The organism is Candidatus Methylomirabilota bacterium, from assembly GCA_035315345.1.
Classification (GTDB): domain Bacteria; phylum Methylomirabilota; class Methylomirabilia; order Rokubacteriales; family CSP1-6; genus CAMLFJ01.
Genome location: DATFYA010000205.1, coordinates 52,995 through 67,925, shown reverse-complemented (window position 1 = coordinate 67,925; position 14,931 = coordinate 52,995). Strand labels below are relative to the sequence as shown.

Below are 14,931 nucleotides of genomic sequence, written 5' to 3'. Positions count from 1 at the left end.
CTCTTCCCTTCCCTCTACGACTTCACGAACAGCAGGATGACCGCGATCACGAACACGAACAGCACGAGCGACTCGATGAAGGCCAGGCCGAGGAGCATGGCGGTCTGGATCCGCGCGATCGCGCCGGGCTGCCGGGCCATCGCGTCCACCGCCTGTCCCGCCGCGCGGCCCTGACCGATACCGCAGAGGCCCGCGGCCAGACCGAAGCCCAGACCGGCCGCCAGGACGGCGAGGGCCTTGGCCAGGTCACCGCTGCCGGCGGTGGCCGCCGCCTGCGCCCAGGCCAGCCCGGGGACCGCCAGAATCGCCATGAAGGTCATCGTGAGAATGCGTGGCACGGCTTTCCTCCTTGTTGGGGGTGACTGAGACTCAGTGATGCTCGGCTTCCTCGACCGCCGCCGCGATGTACAGCATGGCGAGCTTGCAGAAGATGAAGGTCTGGATGAAGGCCACCAGGATCTTGAGCGGCAGCAGGAAGCCCACCACGAACACCACCATGATCAGGGCCGCGGGCGCCCCCACCACGATGCCGCCGAGGGTGCCCGAGAGGGCCCAGCCCAGCATCCCGTCGAAGCCCATCATGAAGAAGAAGATGGCGAGGAGGATGTGGCCGGCCATCATGTTGCCGAAGAGACGAAGCGAGAGCGACAGCGGCCGGGCGCAGTGACTGATGATCTCGATGACGAACATCAGCGGCTTGAGCGCCGTCGGCACCGGCCCCGCGAAGTGCTTCATGTAGGGGATGAACCCCTGCTTCCGGACGCCGATGACGTGATAGGTGACGAAGACGATGAGGGCACACGCCGCGGTGGTGTTGAGATTCGCGGTGGGGGCGATCAGCCCGGGCACCAGCCCCATGAGGTTCGAGGTCAGGATGAAGAGGCCGAGGGTCATGATCAGGGGCAGGTAGGCGCGGCCCCCGTGGCCCACCGTCTCGTCCATCTCCTTCACGAACTGCTCCAGCACCATCTCCATGAAGTTCTGGGTGCCGGACGGCACCAGCGAGAGGCGCCGCGTCGCCACGATGGCCACCACCGCCAGGATGGCCATGACGATCCACGTATAGAGGACGTGGTCGGGCACGGCGGGCAGGTGCAGGATCGGCGGGTGCTCGATCATTTCCATATCGGTCGTCCTCTACGCGTCGGGCCGCGAGGCCTCGCGCCGCGCGTCCAGCAGCCCCTCGGCCAGCAGCACCAGCGGTAGCGCGGCCAGGCCGACGCCCACGCCCACCGGGTGCGCCCAGCCCTGCGCGATCAGCAGCCCGAGGCCGCCGAAGGTCACCAGCTGGCGCAGCCCGATGCGCCCGATCCGTCCCGCGCCGCCCCGGCCCTCGGCGATCATGCCGGTGGCCCGTCCCACGTCGCGCGCCAGCCAGCGGAAGTTCAGCAGCGCGATGCCCCCGCCTCCCGCCACGCCGGCCGCGGCGTCGGCCCCCGCGAGGCCCCAGGCGCCGGCGGTCATCGCGGCCACGCCGGCGGCTCCGCTCCAGGTCACCCGCGCCGCGAGATCAGCGATCGTCATCCTGCCCGTTCAGTGTCTTGAGGATCCGGTAGAAGTTCACCGCCGCCGCCGCGATGCCGAAGCCAAGGCCGACCAGCGTCAGCCACGGTCGCGTGCCCAGCAGCCAATCCGCGAAGTACCCGGCGGCGAGGCCGACCGCCACGCAAGCGAACAGCAGCGTCCCGAGATTGACGAGCTGTGCGGTCTGACTCCGCGGCGGCCTCTCCTCGGCCGGAGCCATGTGAACAGGAACACTATCACAGGCATTCAGGGCTGACAAGCAGCCTCAAATACTTGATATCGCAAGACTTTATGCCCATCGACGGATGTCGATCACGCACAAGCTGGGGGTCAGCCGAAGACGCCGCCCATGCGGGTGCCCGCCATGCGGTTGATGATGGCCACGCTGATGGCGGCGACGGCGATCAGGATGACGCCCAGGGCGGCGGCCTCGTTGGCGCTGCCCGCGATGTAGAAGGCGAAGATGCCGTTGGTGATCGACTCCCAGCCCCCGAGAGCGAGGAAGAGCACCGCCGAGGCCTCCTGCAGCGAGGTCATGAACGAGAACAGGCCGCCGACCAGAATCCCCTTCCAGATCAGCGGCAGCGTCACGTCGCGGAAGGTGCGCGCGCCCGAGGCGCCCACGCTGGAGGCCGCCTCCTCGAGCGAGGGGTGCACCAGCAGCAGCGAGGCGAACGATCCGCGCACCGTGTAGGGCAAGCGCCGCACCGCCAGCACCAGCGGCATGACGATCCAGAACGAGGTCAAGCCGCGGTCGAACCCGGGCAGGTCGAAGTGGAACGCGCGGATGTACGCGATGCCGATCGCGGTGCCCGGTACCGCGAGGATCAGGGTGTTCACCGCGTCCAGCGCACCGCGGCCGGGCACGGTGGAGCGGCCGAGCAGCCACGCGATCGGCACCCCGACCAGGATGCAGATCGCCACCGCGAGGCCGGAATAGAGGAAGCTGTTCAGGATGAACTTGGGCGTCTCCACGATCACCCGCTCGTAGTACTGCAGGGTGTAGGCCACCGGCAGCGGGGTGAGCGCCCAGCCGCGGCCCACCGACGCCAGCGTCACCCCGATGTAGGGGATGAACGACAGCAGCAGGAGCGTGCTCAGGAACGCGACCACGAGCGCCTGGCGGAGCGGCGACAGCCGCCGCCGGGCGATGCGCGAATAGGACAGCGACGAGTAGTCCTTGATCGCCACGTAGTGCCGCGCCGCGAGCAGGAAGAGGACCGCGAGCAGCACCATGAGGGCGGAGATCACGATGCCCATGCGGAAGATGCGCCGGTCCACGAACTGCACGATGTTGAGGTAGGCCTGCGGGGCCAGGAGGTCCTGCACGCCCAGCACCAGCGGGGTCGCGAAGTCGGAAAACGTCCAGATGAACACGAGCAGGGCCCCCGCCACGTAGCCCGGCGTGGTCAGCGGCAGGGTCACCCGCCAGAGCTTGCTGAAGCCGCGCGCGCCCACGCTCTCCGCCGCCTCCTCCAGCGACGGGTCGACCTTGCCGAGGGCGTCCACCACGTTCAGGGTGATCATCGGGAAGAGATGCAGGGTCTCCACCAGCACCACGCCGTGAATGCCGTAGAGGAAGTTCACCGGCCGCAGCAGGTCGAAGGCGTCCATCAGCAGCACGTTCACGGTGCCCGCGCGCCCGAGGATGAAGGTGAAGCCGAGCACCCCCACCAGCGGCGGCGAGATGATCGGGATGATGGTGAGGAAGCCGAAGAGGCTGCGCCCCGCGAAGTCGTAGCGCACCAGCAGGAAGGCCACCGCGATGCCCAGCACCGAGGAGGTGATCACGGTGGCCAGGCCCAGGATCAGCGAGTGCCAGAGGGAGCGCAGGTAGAAGCGGTCGGTGAAAAAATCGTGGAAGTTGGCGAGCGTCCAACGCCCGGCCTCGTCGGTGACCGCGTCGTAGAAGATGCGGCCGAGGGGATAGATGAGGAAGAGGATCAGAAACGCCCAGATCAGTCCGAGGCCCAGCGCCGGCGCCAGGCGCCGGCTACGCATCGTCGGAGAGGGCGAGGGTCACCGACGCGGGAAAGCTGAGCGTGACCGGCCGTCCCACCGGCAGCGGCTCGTGGTGCCACGGATCGCGGATGTCGGCCTTGAGCACGAGCCCGCACTCCGTCTCGACGTCGTAGCGGAGCGTGTTGCCCAGGTAGGACACGAGGCTGACCGTGCCGGCCACCCGGTTGCCGTCGCCCGCGTCGGGCGCGCCCACCGCCACGTTCTCCGGGCGCACCGCGAGCACGCAGCGGCCCGAGACGGCCGCGTCGGCGATGGCGCGCAGCGGGCCGAGCGCGGTGCGGACCAGCAGATCGCCCCGCGCGTGCGCGTCGACCCCGTGCACCTCGCCGGGCACCAGGTTGTTGGTGCCGACGAAGTCGGCCACGAAGCGGGTGCGCGGCCGCTCGTACAGCTCCCGGGGCCGGCCCACCTGCAGCACGTGGCCGTCGCGCATCACCGCGACCCGATCGGAGAGGGAGAGCGCTTCCTCCTGGTCGTGGGTCACGTAGACCGTGGTGATCCGCAGATCCTGCTGGAGCCGGCGGATCTCCGCCCGCACCTGGATGCGGATCTTGGCGTCCAGATTCGACAGCGGCTCGTCGAGCAGCAGGATGTCGGGATTCAGCACGAGGGCGCGCGCGAGGGCCACCCGCTGCTGCTGGCCGCCGGACAGCTGGCCGGGATAGCGGGCTTCGAAGCCCACCAGGTTGACCTTGCGGAGCCCTTCGTGCAGCCGCCGCGCGACTTCCTCGCCGGGCAGCCGGCGCAGCCGCAGCCCGTAGCAGACGTTGTCGGCCACCGTCATGTGCGGCCAGAGCGCATAGTTCTGGAACACCATGCCGATGCCCCGCTCGTACGGCGGCAGGCCGTTGACCACGCGGTCGCCGAAGCGGATGGTGCCCGCGTCCGGCTGGTCGAAGCCGGCGAGCAGGCGCAGCAGCGTGGTCTTGCCGCAGCCCGACGGGCCCAGCAGGGTGAACAGCTCGCCGTCCGCCACCGTGAGGTCCACCGCGTTCACCGCGGTGACGGCGCCGAACCGCTTCACCACGCCCCGGATGCCGACGATCATCGCGCGACTGCCCCCGCTCGTACGGCCTCCGGGGCGTCCGGCCCGGCGGCCGCTACTTCTTCAGCTCGTCCCACTTGGCCTCGATGTCGGAGCGGAAGCGCGTCTTGAGCGCCTCCGACCGCTTGGCCGCCACCGCCTCGTCGTAGACGTTGGCCACCTCGCCGTCGAAGTACGAGCGCACCCCGCCGGTGAACTCCACCGCCATCTCTGCGGTCGAGCCGGGCGCGCCAGCCACCTTGTACTTCGGAGTCACCGGGAAGAGGCCGCGCTCCATGAACACCCGCTGGCCGCGCTCGGTGAGCAGGAACTCGATGAACGCCCGTGCCGCCTTCGGATTGCGCGCGCCGGCCAGGATCGCCATCGGCTCGGGGGTCACGAAGGCATTCTTCGGGGCCACGTACTTGATGTCGAAGCCCGCCAGCTTCTCCTCGAAGGCCATGTAGGAGGGCACCGCGAAGCCGGCCGCGAACTCGCCCTTGGCCACCACCGTCGGCACGTCGCGGCTGCGCGCGGTGAAGTGGCCGGTATTGGCCGCCAGCTTGCGCAGCCACTCCCAGCCTCGGTCCTCGCCATGCAGCGACAGCATGACCTCGTAGGTCGCGTTCGACGACGACGATCGGGTCGGCGCGCACTGGGCCACCTCGCCCTTCAGCTTCGGGTTCAGCAGGTCGTCCCAGTCCTTGAGCGGCGCGACCCCGAGACGCTGCAGGCGCTTGGGGTTGTAGACCAGCCCGTAGGGCTCGAGGGCGGTGCCGACCCAGTAGCCGTCCTTGTCCTTCAGCGGGATCGGCTTGGGCTTGCCGATGGACACCGGGATGCTCTCCCAGGCCTCCTTCGAGATCTCGACCTTCTGCAAGAGCTTCTGCTCGGCCAGCTTCTCGAAGAGGGCCGACTCGCCGCCCCAGAAGATGTCCACCTCGGGCTTGCCCTTCCATTCGGTGATGCGCCCGTAGGCGACCGGCGTGCCCGCCGGGATCGCGTTGACCTTCACGGCGACGTTCCACTTCTCCTTGGCGTAGTCCGCGAAGGCCTTCAGCGCCGCGTCGTGGATGAACTTGGACACCGGCGTGATCAGATTCAGCTCGCTCTCGACGGGGGCCTGGGCCCACGCGGGCCCGCCCAGCCACCCCAGCGCGCCGAGCAATCCCAGAGCCACCGTGACGATCGATCGCAGCATCATGTCCTCCTCGTGTCGGGTTCGATCCAGCCGCGCGCGCGCTCCACCGCGCGGCGCCAGCCCGCGTAGGCCGCCTCGCGCGCGTCCTCGCTCATCGTGGGCGTGAAGCGCCGCTCCAGCCGCCAGCGCCGCCCGAGATCGCCGCTCTTCCAGAGTCCCGTCCCCACCCCGGCCAGGTACGCCGCGCCCAGCCCGGTGGTCTCGGTCACCGAGGGCCGCAGCACCTCGACGCCGAGCACGTCGGCCTGGAACTGGCAGAGGAAGTCGTTGGCCGCGGCCCCGCCGTCGACGCGCAGGGTGCTGAGGACCACGCCGGACTCGCGCTTCATCGTGTCGAGCACGTCGCGGCTCTGGTAGGCGATGGCCTCGAGCGCGGCCCGCGCGAGGTGCGCGCGCGTGGTGCCGCGGGTGATGCCCACCAGCGTGCCGCGCGCGTACGGGTCCCAGTACGGCGCGCCCAGGCCCACGAAGGCGGGCACGAGATAGACCCCGCCGGCATCCGGCACCGACTGGGCCAGGGCCTGCGTCTCCGCCGCCTGGCGGATGACCCCGAGGCCGTCGCGCAGCCACTGCACCGCCGCCCCCGCGATGAACACCGCGCCCTCGAGGGCGTACGACGTGCGGCCCTCCACCGTCCAGGCCACCGTGGTGAGCAATCCCTCGGTGGACGCCACCGCGCGTCCGCCCGTGTTCAGCAGCGCGAAGCAGCCAGTGCCGTACGTGTTCTTGGCCATGCCCGGCTCGACGCACGCCTGGCCGAACAGCGCGGCCTGCTGGTCGCCCGCGATCCCCGCCACCGGGATTCCGCCCGGCAGCGCGCCGTCGCGCGAGGCCGTCTCCCCGAACACGCCGGCCGACGGCTTCACCTCGGGCAGGAGCTCCCGCGGCACCCCGAGCGTGCGGCAGAGGCCCTCGTCCCACTGCCCGCGGTGGATGTCGTAGCAGAGCGTGCGCGAGGCGTTCGAGGGGTCGGTGGCGTGCACCGCGCCGCCGGTGAGCTGCCAGAGCAGCCACGAGTCCACGGTGCCGAAGCACAGCTCCCCGCGCTCGGCCCGCGGCCGCAGCGCGGGATCGTGATCGAGCATCCAGCGGATCTTCGTCCCCGAGAAGTACGGATCGACGACCAGCCCGGTCTTCCGGCGAAGCTCCGGCTCGACCCCGTCGGCCTTGAGCCGGTCGCAGAGCGCGGCGGTCCGCCGGCACTGCCACACGATGGCGTTGTGGACGGGACGGCCGGAGGCGCGGTCCCAGAGGATGGCGGTCTCGCGCTGGTTGGCGATGCCCACCGCGGCGATCTCGGCCGCGCCGACGCCGGCCGCGGTCAGCGCCTCGGCGGCCGCCCGCTCGGTGGTGGCCCAGATCTGGGCGGGATCGTGCTCCACCCAGCCGGGCCGCGGATAGTGTTGCGGCAGCTCGGCGTAGCCTCGCGCGCGCAGCGCGCCGTCGGCATCCACGACCAGCGCGGTGGAGCCGGTGGTGCCCTGGTCCAGCGCCAGGACGAAGCGGCGCGCGGTCACCGCCCGAGCAGCTCCTTGGCCAGATCGGGCCGATCCGTGATGACGACCCCCGCCCCGAGGGTGAGGAATCGCTCGATGGCGTCGCGCTCGTTCACCGTCCACACCCCGAGGGTCAGCCCGGCCAGCCGCGCCTGCCTGGGCACGTCCGGGCCGACGATCCCCTGGTGGAGCCCGACGAAGGAGACGCCGGCCCGATGCAGCGCCTGCAGCTCCGACTCCACGCGGGCGGCCGGCAGCGTGCGCGGCGAGTAGAGCGCGCCGGCGCGCGAGTCGGGCCGGAGCTGGCGGACCCGGCGCCAGATATCGGCCTCGAAGGCCATCACCACCGCGAAGGGCGTGAAGCGGTGACGATCGAGCACCGCGAACACCTTCTCCTCGATCCCGGGATAGCGGCGCCGCTGCTCGTCCACCTTGATCTCGAGCAGCATCTGCCGCTTGCCCGCGGCGGCCAGGGCCACCACCTGGTCCAGCGTCGGGACCGGCTCGGGGATCGCGGTCCCGTTGCGGTCCTTCAGCTGCAGGGCCTGCAGCTCGGCCAGCGTGCGCTCGCGCACCGGCCCGGTGCCGGTGGTGGTGCGCTCGAGCGTGGGATCGTGGAGCACCACGACCTCGCCGTCGCGGCTCAGGTGGACGTCCAGCTCCAGGAAGTCGGCCCCCATCGCGAGCGCGTTGCGAAACGCGAGCATGCTGTTCTCGGGCCAGAGGAGCGCTCCGCCGCGGTGCGCCGCGTACAGCGGGGCCACCATCGGCTCGGCGACCGCGCCCACCGCGCCGAGCACCGCGGCCACGCCCCCGAGGGCCAGGGTCAGCAGCAGCAGCGTTCTCACTTCTCGGCCTCCACCAGCCCCTTCACGAACCAGCGCTGCATCAGGATGATGATGGCCACCGGCGGCAGGAGGGCCATCATCGCGCCCGCCATGATCAGGTTCCAGGTCGGCAGCTCGGTCCCGCTGCGTGGGATCAGCTGCTCGAGCCCGATCACCACCGTGCGCATCGCCTCGGTGTTGGTGATCATGAGCGGCCAGAGATACTGGTTCCAGCCGAAGATGAAGAGCACCACGAACAGCGCGGCGATGTTGGCCCACGACAGCGGCAGCAGGAAGCGCCACAGGAAGCGCAGCGGGCCCGCTCCGTCCAGCTGGGCCGCCTCCGCCATCTCGTTGGGAATCGTGAGGTAGAACTGGCGGAACAGGAAGGTGGCGGTGGCCGAGGCCATCAGGGGCACCGTGAGGCCCTGGTAGCTGTCGAGCCAGCCGAGCGTGCCGATGACCTCGTAGGTGGACATGAGGCGCACCGGCACCGGCAGCATCAGGGTGACGAAGATCATCCAGAAGCAGAGCACGCGGCCGCGGAAGTCGAAGTACACGATCGCGAACGCGGAGAGCATCGAGATGACGATCTTGCCCACCGCCACCGCCACCGCCATGATCGCGCTGTTCCAGAGCATGACGCCCATGTTGGCCTTGCGCCACGCCTGCGCGTAGTTCTCGAGCAGGTGCGACGACGGCAGCAGGCGGGGCGGCCGCTGCACCACCTGCTGCAGGTCCTGGGTGGAGACCACGAAGGCGAAGTAGAGGGGGAACACCACCACCGCGATGCACGCGATCAGCAGTGCGTGCAGGAGCACCGAGCCCCACGGCACGCCCCGCCGGCGGGGCGCGACGTCCGCGCGCGCCCGGACCTGCTCGAGCCGGGTCGTGTCGACCGCGCTCATCGGTAGGTGACCTTCTTCTCCGCGAAGCGGAATTGCAGAACGGTCAGCGCGATGACCATGGCCATCAGGATCACCGACTGCGCGCCCGAGGAGCCGAGATTCAGCCCGATGAAGCCGTCCTTGTAGAGCTTGTACACCATGATCTCGGTGGCCTGCCCGGGGCCGCCCTTGGTCACCGCGTCGATGGTCCCGAAGGACTCGAAGAACGCGAAGACCATGTTGAGCACCACCAGGTAGAACGTGATCGGCGAGACGAGTGGGAACACGATGGCGGTGAAGCGACGGATCGGCCCCGCCCCGTCCACGTCGGCGGCCTCGATGACCGAGGAGGGGATGGCCAGCAGGCCCGCGATGTAGAACGCGATGTTGTAGCCGAGGTGCGTCCACGCGGTGGCCACGATCACCAGGGTCATGGCCACCCAGCCCTTGAGCAGCCAGTTGAACTCGTAGGCGGTCACGAACGACAGGACGTACGGCAGGATCCCGTACGAGGGATGGAAGATGAACAGGAAGATGATGCCGGCCACCGCGGGCGCGATGCCGTAGGGCCACAGCAGCAGCGTGCGGTATACGGCGAGCCCGCGGATCTTCTGCGTCGCGAGCCCGGCCAGGATCAGCGCTCCCAGCACCGCGAGCACGGTCACGCCACCGGCGAACACGAACGAATTGACCACGCTCGCGTAGTACTCCCGGTCGGCGAGCAGCTTCTGGAAGTTCTCGAGGCCCACGAAGGTGGACCGGTCACCGAAGGGCGAGACCCGGTACAGGGAGAGCTGCAGCGATTTGAGCGCCGGCCAGAAAAAGAAGAGCACGGTGACCGCCATCTGCGGCGCCACCAGCGCGTAGGGCAGCCACCGGTTCCGGAAGACCGTCCGCGGCATCGGCGACGACGCGCTACTGCTTGTTCGCGGCCGCGAACTCTTTCAGGATCTCGTTGGACTTGGCGACCGCGTCGTCGAGCCCCTGCTTGGGCGCCTTCTTGCCCGCGAAGATGTTCTCCATCTCGGCCTCGATCACGTCGCGGATCTGCACGAAGTTGCCCAGCCGAAGGCCCTGGCTGTTGGCGGTGGCCTGCCCCTTGGTGAGCTGCGCGAAGGCGGTGAACTGGTCGGGGTGCTTCTTGAAGTGGTAGCCGGCCTCCAGGTTCTTCACCGCGCTGTTCGAGATCGCCAGGTACCCGGTGGTGACGTGCCACCACATCTGCTGGTTGGTGTCCGAGATGAACTTGAGGAAGCGCGCGGTGCCCCGATTCTCCGCCGCCGGCTTGCCCTTCATCACCCAGAGGGTGGCGCCCCCGATGATCGAGGTGGCGCGCTTGTACGGCGGCCCGTAGGTCGGCAGCTGGCCGGTGCCCCACTTGAAGGTCGCGCCCTTGGTGAAGCCGCCGATCAGGGCGGACGACTGCATGTACATCCCGCACTCGCCGCTCAGGAACTTGGGGTCGGCGGTGCCCGCGCGCCCTCCGTAGGAGAAGACGTGGTCCTTCTGCCAGGCCGCGAGCTGCGTGAGGTGCTTCACCCCGAACTCCCGGTTGATCAGGAGCTGCACGTCGAGACCGTCGAAGCCGTTGTGCTTGGTGGCGAACGGCTGGTCGTGCAGCGCGTGCATGTTCTCGACCTGGACCCACGAGGGCCAGCCGGTGGAGAAACCGCACTTGGTCGCCCCCGATGAGATCAGCTTCTTGCTGTACTCCTCCACCTGCTTCCACGTCTGGGGCGGCTTGCTCGGGTCGAGGCCGGCCTTCTGGAAGGCGTCCTTGTTGTAGTAGAGGATCGGGGTGGAGGAGTTGAATGGCATCGAGTAGAGGTTGCCGTCCTTGGAGTAGTAGCCCACCACCGGCGCGATGAAGTCCTTCCAGTCCACCGCGATCTCCTGCTCCTTCATGAGCTGGTACACGGGCACGATCGCGCCGGAGAGCATCATGGTCTGGGTGCCCACGTCGAACACCTGCACGATGTGGGGCGCCTGGCGCTGGCGGTAGGCCGCGATGGCCGCGGTGAGGGTCTCCGCGTAGGTGCCCTTGCGGAGCGGCTTCACCTCGTACTCGGCCTGGCTCTCGTTGAACTGCTTCACCAGCTCGTTGACCGCGTCGTTCAGCTGGCCGGTCATGGCGTGCCAGAACTGGATCTCGGTCTTCGCGAAGGCGGGGGCGGGAAGAGAGAGCACCGCGGCGACCAGGAGCAGCGTGGTCGTGACCGAGGACCAGCGCGTCGTCGTGTATGGCATGGATGACCTCCGCTTGTCGTTCGGGATCGTGCGTCTCCGCGCAAACGCGAGCGGCTTGGGATCTCGACCGCGCGGCGCCCGGGCGACGTGTTCGTCCACCACGGGCCCGGGCGCTCGGAACTATAGCACCATTGACTCGCCGCCTGGAAGTTGCTCTATTCGCGGTGGATGGACCGTCGGGGATTTCTCTCGCGCGGCTCCCTGGGACTGGCCGCCGGCATGGCGCCGACGACGGTGCGCCGCGCCGCCGCGGAGACGACGAGGAAGCGGGAGCTGGTGGTCGCCCAGTCCTTCGACGTCACCAGCCTCGATCCTCACGGATCCACCCTGTCGAACGACTGGCGCGTGGCCTTCAACCTCTTCGACACCCTCGTCCGCCGTCATCCCGACGGCACCCTGCACCCGGCCCTCGCGACTGCCTGGAGGCGGACGACGCCCACGACCTGGCAGCTCGCCCTGCGGCCCGACGTGCGCTGGCACGACGGGACGCCGTTCACCTCGGCCGACGCCAAGTACAGTCTCGACCGGACCCATGACCCCCGAGTGAAGGCCGCCCGCATCCTCGGATCCTGGTGGACCGCGGCGATCGAGCGGACCGAGGCGCCCGATCCCGCGACGCTGATCATCCATACCCGCTGGCCCGATCTGCTCATGCCGGGGCGCCTCGCGTCGTGCGTGGGGTCCATCGTCCCCTGGGCGTACGTCGACCGCGTGGGGTTCAAGGTCTTCAACGAGCGTCCGATCGGCAGCGGGCCCTTCCGCTTCGTGTCGCAGACCCGGGGCGACCGATGTGTCCTCGACGCCAATCCGGACTATTGGGGTGGCCGTGTCGACGTCGATCGGGTGGTCTTCCAGTCGGTCCCGGATCATGCGCGGCGGGCGGACCTGCTCCTCCGCGGTGCGGCCGACCTGATCGTGCCGCTGGCCCCCGAGGACCGCGCCCGCGTGGCGGCCGCGCCGTCCACCCGCGTCGCCGGCGTGCTCTACGCGGGTCTCTACGTGCTCGCGGTCAACGTCTGGGTCGCCCCCTTGAGCAACCCGTTGATCCGGCAGGCGCTGTCCCTCGCCATCGACCGGGAGACCATCCTCAAGGAGCTCTGGCGCGGCCGCGGTGTGGTGCCGAACGGACCCATCCCCCGCGGAGACGCCGCGCACGATGCGTCGCGGCCACCCCTGCCGTACGATCCCGGGGCCGCGCGCCAGCGGCTCAAGCAGGCGGGCTACCGGGGCGAAGCGATCCACTTCGAGACGACGGCGGGCATGATCGCCAACGACCGGGCCATGGCCGAGGCCATCGCCGAGATGTGGGAGGACGTCGGGGTCAAGGTCGTGCTCGACGTCATCGACACCGCCGTCCGCCACCAGAAGAACCGGCAGCAGGCCTTCAAGGGTGTCTGGTGGTCGGATCCGACCTCGATCATCCGCGACCCCGACGGCATGATGGGACGACTGCTCAGCCCGGGCCAGGCGCACGACTACTGGCGCCACGACGAGTTCGACCGCCTCGCGGTCGCCGCGCGGCGGAGCGGGGACGAGAGCGCTCGGGCCGAGACCTACCGGGAGATGACCAGGATCTTCCTCGAAGAGAACCCGTGGATCGTGGTCTTGCAGCCGATCGAGGACTACGGACTGCAGCGCTACGTGGAGTTCACGCCCAGTCCGGACCAGCAGTTCGACCTGCGCCGGGCCAACTTCCGGATGCGGCGCGCCTGAGCGTGGCGGCTACGGTCGCTTCTCGTACACCGCGGTGTTGCCGGTCCGCGCCGATTTGGCGTAGAGGTGATGCTTGTCGGCGTCGGCGGCCAGCGTGACGATGACCGACAGGGTGCCGACCTTGAAGTTCATCTGGACCTCGGATTCCGAGGCGAGGTAGCGGCCGGTCACCCGCTGTCCGCCCGGCTTGGTCGAGGTCACCCGGCCGTCGGTGGCGAACTCGAGCCAGTCCTTCGGGCCGCCGTCGGGATCGTGCGTCATCTCCCAGCGGCCGAGAAGCCAGGCCTGATCGGTGGCCGATGACACCGCCGCGCTCATGAGCAGCAGGGCCAGGGCCACCACGCGGGCCCTCATCGCTGGCGGAACCGCCGACTGCGCTCCACGTGCTCGAGGTAGGCCGCGATCTCCGCCTCGAGCCGGCGACGGGACCAGCCGGCCAGCTCGGCCATGCGTCCCGCGATGGACTCGGCGCAATCGAGACCCTGGCACCGGCTCTGGCCGATGCCGGTGCGGCGCAGCAGCACGTCCTGCAGCGACACCGCCATCTCCTCGCGCACCGCGTGGTGGAGCTGGGCCACGATCTCGAGATTGCTCGGGCAGAGGCGCTCGTAGCCGTCGGGCAGCTTGCGGGCCAGATCGAGCACGCGCGGATAGGTCCGGCCGTAGGTCTCCACCAGCATCCGGAGCCCGGACCTGGACAGCCCGGTCGCCGCCATCTCCTCGGAGACGTCCATCCAGGCGCGCACCTCGATCTTGCCGGCGTCCTCGTCGGTGCCGTCCAGCATCGCGCGGCCGGTGCGCGAGGGCTCGCGCCGGCCGAGCGCGCGCATCACCCGGTCGCCCACGTCCTCGGCCAGGCTGCGGAAGCAGGTGAGCTTGGTCCCCGTGACGGACAGGAATCGGCCGTCGGGGCCCTCGGGGACCACCTGGTGGTCGCGGGAGACGCGAGTGGCCGAGGCGCCCGGCTCGTAGGACAGCGGCCGCACGCCCGCGTAGGTATAGGACACGTTCTCCAGCGCCACCCGCTTGTCGGGCAGCACCTTGGCGACCTCGTCCAGCAGATACGTGACCTCCTCGCGGGTCGCCCAGAGCCGATCCGGATCGCCGGTGAAGTCGGTGTCGGTGGTCCCGACCAGCGAGAACTCGCGCCACGGGATGACGAAGATCATGCGCTCGTCGTGGGCGGAGAGATAGACCGCGCGGTCGGTCATGCGCGGCAGCAGGCAGTGGATGCCCTTGGTGGTGCGGAGCAGCTGCGGGGTCCGGTCGGCCACCCGCGCCATGGCCCGAACGCGATCGACCCACGGGCCCGCGCAGTTGACGATGGTCTTCGCCCGCACCGTCTGCACCTGCCCGCTCAGCAGATCGCGCGCCTGCACGCCCTCGACGCCGCCCCGGCCGTGCACGAATTCCTCGATCTCGCAGTAGTTGAAGGCCCGCGTCCCGTGGCGCACCGCGGAGAGGACGTTCTCCAGGCACAGGCGCTCCGGGTAGAGGAGCAGATCGTCAAAGTAGTAGCCGGCGCCCCGCAGATCCTGGGCCTGCACGCTCGGCACCAGGGCGAGCGCGGCCGCCGGGTTCAGCACCCGGTAGCGCTCGGTGGTCTTGCCCGGCGTCAGCAGGTCGTACAGCCACATGCCGAGGCGGACCTTGATGAGGCCGCGCGCGGCGCCCCGGTAGATCGGCACCAGGAAGGGGAGCGGCCGCACCAGGTGGGGCGCCAGCCGCTCGAGCGTCTTCTTCTCGCGCAACGACTCGCGCACCAGCTTGAAATCGGCCAGCTCGAGGTAGCGGAGCCCGCCGTGGATCAGCTTCGAGGATTTCGAGGACGTGCCCGAGGCGAAGTCGCCCTTCTCGAAGAGGGCGACCGAGGCGCCGCGCAGGGCCAGGTCGCGCGCGACGCCCGCGCCGGCCATGCCGCCGCCGATCACCACCGCGTCCAGCTCGGTGTCGTTCAGCGCGGTCAGTCGGTCCGACGTCACTCTCACGC

The 14,931-nt window shown here is 69.7% G+C and carries 15 protein-coding genes; 1 reads left to right on the top strand and 14 read right to left on the bottom strand.

Annotated features, from left to right (window positions below):
* Positions 1 to 14: 14 nt before the first annotated feature.
* The 12 genes from VKN16_26545 to ugpB all read right to left on the bottom strand — a co-directional run bounded on the left by VKN16_26545 (position 15) and on the right by ugpB (position 11,228).
* Positions 15 to 338, bottom strand: a complete 324-nt coding sequence (locus VKN16_26545) for an ATP synthase F0 subunit C (GenBank protein ID HME97782.1) — start codon at positions 336 to 338, stop codon at positions 15 to 17.
* A gap of 31 nt (positions 339 to 369) precedes the next feature.
* Complete coding sequence (gene atpB / locus VKN16_26540; GenBank protein ID HME97781.1) at positions 370 to 1,119, bottom strand: F0F1 ATP synthase subunit A; 750 nt, start codon at positions 1,117 to 1,119, stop codon at positions 370 to 372.
* 18 nt (positions 1,120 to 1,137) lie between these two features.
* Complete coding sequence (locus VKN16_26535) at positions 1,138 to 1,524, bottom strand: ATP synthase subunit I (protein ID HME97780.1); 387 nt, start codon at positions 1,522 to 1,524, stop codon at positions 1,138 to 1,140.
* Positions 1,511 to 1,744 (bottom strand): AtpZ/AtpI family protein, encoded by a 234-nt coding sequence (locus tag VKN16_26530; protein ID HME97779.1) that lies wholly within the window; start codon positions 1,742 to 1,744, stop codon positions 1,511 to 1,513. Before VKN16_26530 ends, VKN16_26535 begins: the two co-directional genes overlap by 14 nt.
* A gap of 110 nt (positions 1,745 to 1,854) precedes the next feature.
* Positions 1,855 to 3,525 carry an iron ABC transporter permease gene (locus VKN16_26525; protein HME97778.1) on the bottom strand — a complete coding sequence of 557 codons (1,671 nt, stop codon included), beginning with the start codon at positions 3,523 to 3,525 and terminating at the stop codon, positions 1,855 to 1,857.
* Entirely contained in the window at positions 3,518 to 4,594 is a 1,077-nt protein-coding gene (locus VKN16_26520) for an ABC transporter ATP-binding protein (protein ID HME97777.1), read from the bottom strand. The genes VKN16_26525 and VKN16_26520 overlap by 8 nt, the downstream gene beginning before the upstream one ends.
* Before the next feature lie 52 nt (positions 4,595 to 4,646).
* A complete protein-coding gene (locus VKN16_26515) occupies positions 4,647 to 5,774 on the bottom strand; it encodes an extracellular solute-binding protein (GenBank protein HME97776.1) in 1,128 nt (375 codons plus the stop codon).
* Positions 5,771 to 7,288, bottom strand: a complete 1,518-nt coding sequence (gene glpK, locus VKN16_26510) for a glycerol kinase GlpK (protein ID HME97775.1) — start codon at positions 7,286 to 7,288, stop codon at positions 5,771 to 5,773. The genes VKN16_26515 and glpK overlap by 4 nt, the downstream gene beginning before the upstream one ends.
* Positions 7,285 to 8,115: a glycerophosphodiester phosphodiesterase family protein gene (locus tag VKN16_26505; GenBank protein HME97774.1), complete on the bottom strand. Its 831-nt coding sequence runs from the start codon at positions 8,113 to 8,115 to the stop codon at positions 7,285 to 7,287. Before VKN16_26505 ends, glpK begins: the two co-directional genes overlap by 4 nt.
* Positions 8,112 to 9,002, bottom strand: coding sequence for a sn-glycerol-3-phosphate ABC transporter permease UgpE (ugpE, locus tag VKN16_26500; protein HME97773.1), 891 nt, complete (start codon positions 9,000 to 9,002; stop codon positions 8,112 to 8,114). Before ugpE ends, VKN16_26505 begins: the two co-directional genes overlap by 4 nt.
* Positions 8,999 to 9,883 (bottom strand): ABC transporter permease subunit, encoded by an 885-nt coding sequence (locus tag VKN16_26495; protein ID HME97772.1) that lies wholly within the window; start codon positions 9,881 to 9,883, stop codon positions 8,999 to 9,001. The genes ugpE and VKN16_26495 overlap by 4 nt, the downstream gene beginning before the upstream one ends.
* Positions 9,884 to 9,896: 13 nt before the next feature.
* A complete protein-coding gene (gene ugpB, locus VKN16_26490; protein HME97771.1) occupies positions 9,897 to 11,228 on the bottom strand; it encodes a sn-glycerol-3-phosphate ABC transporter substrate-binding protein UgpB in 1,332 nt (443 codons plus the stop codon).
* Between the two features lie 168 nt (positions 11,229 to 11,396).
* Here ugpB and VKN16_26485 point away from each other — a divergent pair, with 168 nt between their 5' ends.
* Positions 11,397 to 12,941 carry an ABC transporter substrate-binding protein gene (locus tag VKN16_26485; protein ID HME97770.1) on the top strand — a complete coding sequence of 515 codons (1,545 nt, stop codon included), beginning with the start codon at positions 11,397 to 11,399 and terminating at the stop codon, positions 12,939 to 12,941.
* Positions 12,942 to 12,950: 9 nt separating this feature from the next.
* On the opposite strand, the gene VKN16_26480 is transcribed toward VKN16_26485, so the two are convergent.
* Both VKN16_26480 and VKN16_26475 read right to left on the bottom strand, forming a co-directional pair.
* Positions 12,951 to 13,295, bottom strand: coding sequence for a hypothetical protein (locus tag VKN16_26480; GenBank protein HME97769.1), 345 nt, complete (start codon positions 13,293 to 13,295; stop codon positions 12,951 to 12,953).
* The gene (locus VKN16_26475) at positions 13,292 to 14,929 is read right to left on the bottom strand and encodes a glycerol-3-phosphate dehydrogenase/oxidase (protein HME97768.1); all 1,638 of its coding nucleotides are present in this window, start codon (positions 14,927 to 14,929) and stop codon (positions 13,292 to 13,294) included. The genes VKN16_26480 and VKN16_26475 overlap by 4 nt, the downstream gene beginning before the upstream one ends.
* Positions 14,930 to 14,931 lie beyond the last annotated feature (2 nt).

Coding starts and splice junctions, on each gene's coding strand:
- atpB (HME97781.1), bottom strand. CDS start 1,119: ATGATCGAGCACCCGCCGATCCTGCACCTGCCCGCCGTGCCCGACCAC.
- VKN16_26535 (HME97780.1), bottom strand. CDS start 1,524: ATGACGATCGCTGATCTCGCGGCGCGGGTGACCTGGAGCGGAGCCGCC.
- VKN16_26530 (HME97779.1), bottom strand. CDS start 1,744: ATGGCTCCGGCCGAGGAGAGGCCGCCGCGGAGTCAGACCGCACAGCTC.
- VKN16_26525 (HME97778.1), bottom strand. CDS start 3,525: ATGCGTAGCCGGCGCCTGGCGCCGGCGCTGGGCCTCGGACTGATCTGG.
- VKN16_26520 (HME97777.1), bottom strand. CDS start 4,594: ATGATCGTCGGCATCCGGGGCGTGGTGAAGCGGTTCGGCGCCGTCACC.
- VKN16_26515 (HME97776.1), bottom strand. CDS start 5,774: ATGATGCTGCGATCGATCGTCACGGTGGCTCTGGGATTGCTCGGCGCG.
- ugpE (HME97773.1), bottom strand. CDS start 9,002: ATGAGCGCGGTCGACACGACCCGGCTCGAGCAGGTCCGGGCGCGCGCG.
- VKN16_26495 (HME97772.1), bottom strand. CDS start 9,883: ATGCCGCGGACGGTCTTCCGGAACCGGTGGCTGCCCTACGCGCTGGTG.
- ugpB (HME97771.1), bottom strand. CDS start 11,228: ATGCCATACACGACGACGCGCTGGTCCTCGGTCACGACCACGCTGCTC.
- VKN16_26485 (HME97770.1), top strand. CDS start 11,397: ATGGACCGTCGGGGATTTCTCTCGCGCGGCTCCCTGGGACTGGCCGCC.
- VKN16_26480 (HME97769.1), bottom strand. CDS start 13,295: ATGAGGGCCCGCGTGGTGGCCCTGGCCCTGCTGCTCATGAGCGCGGCG.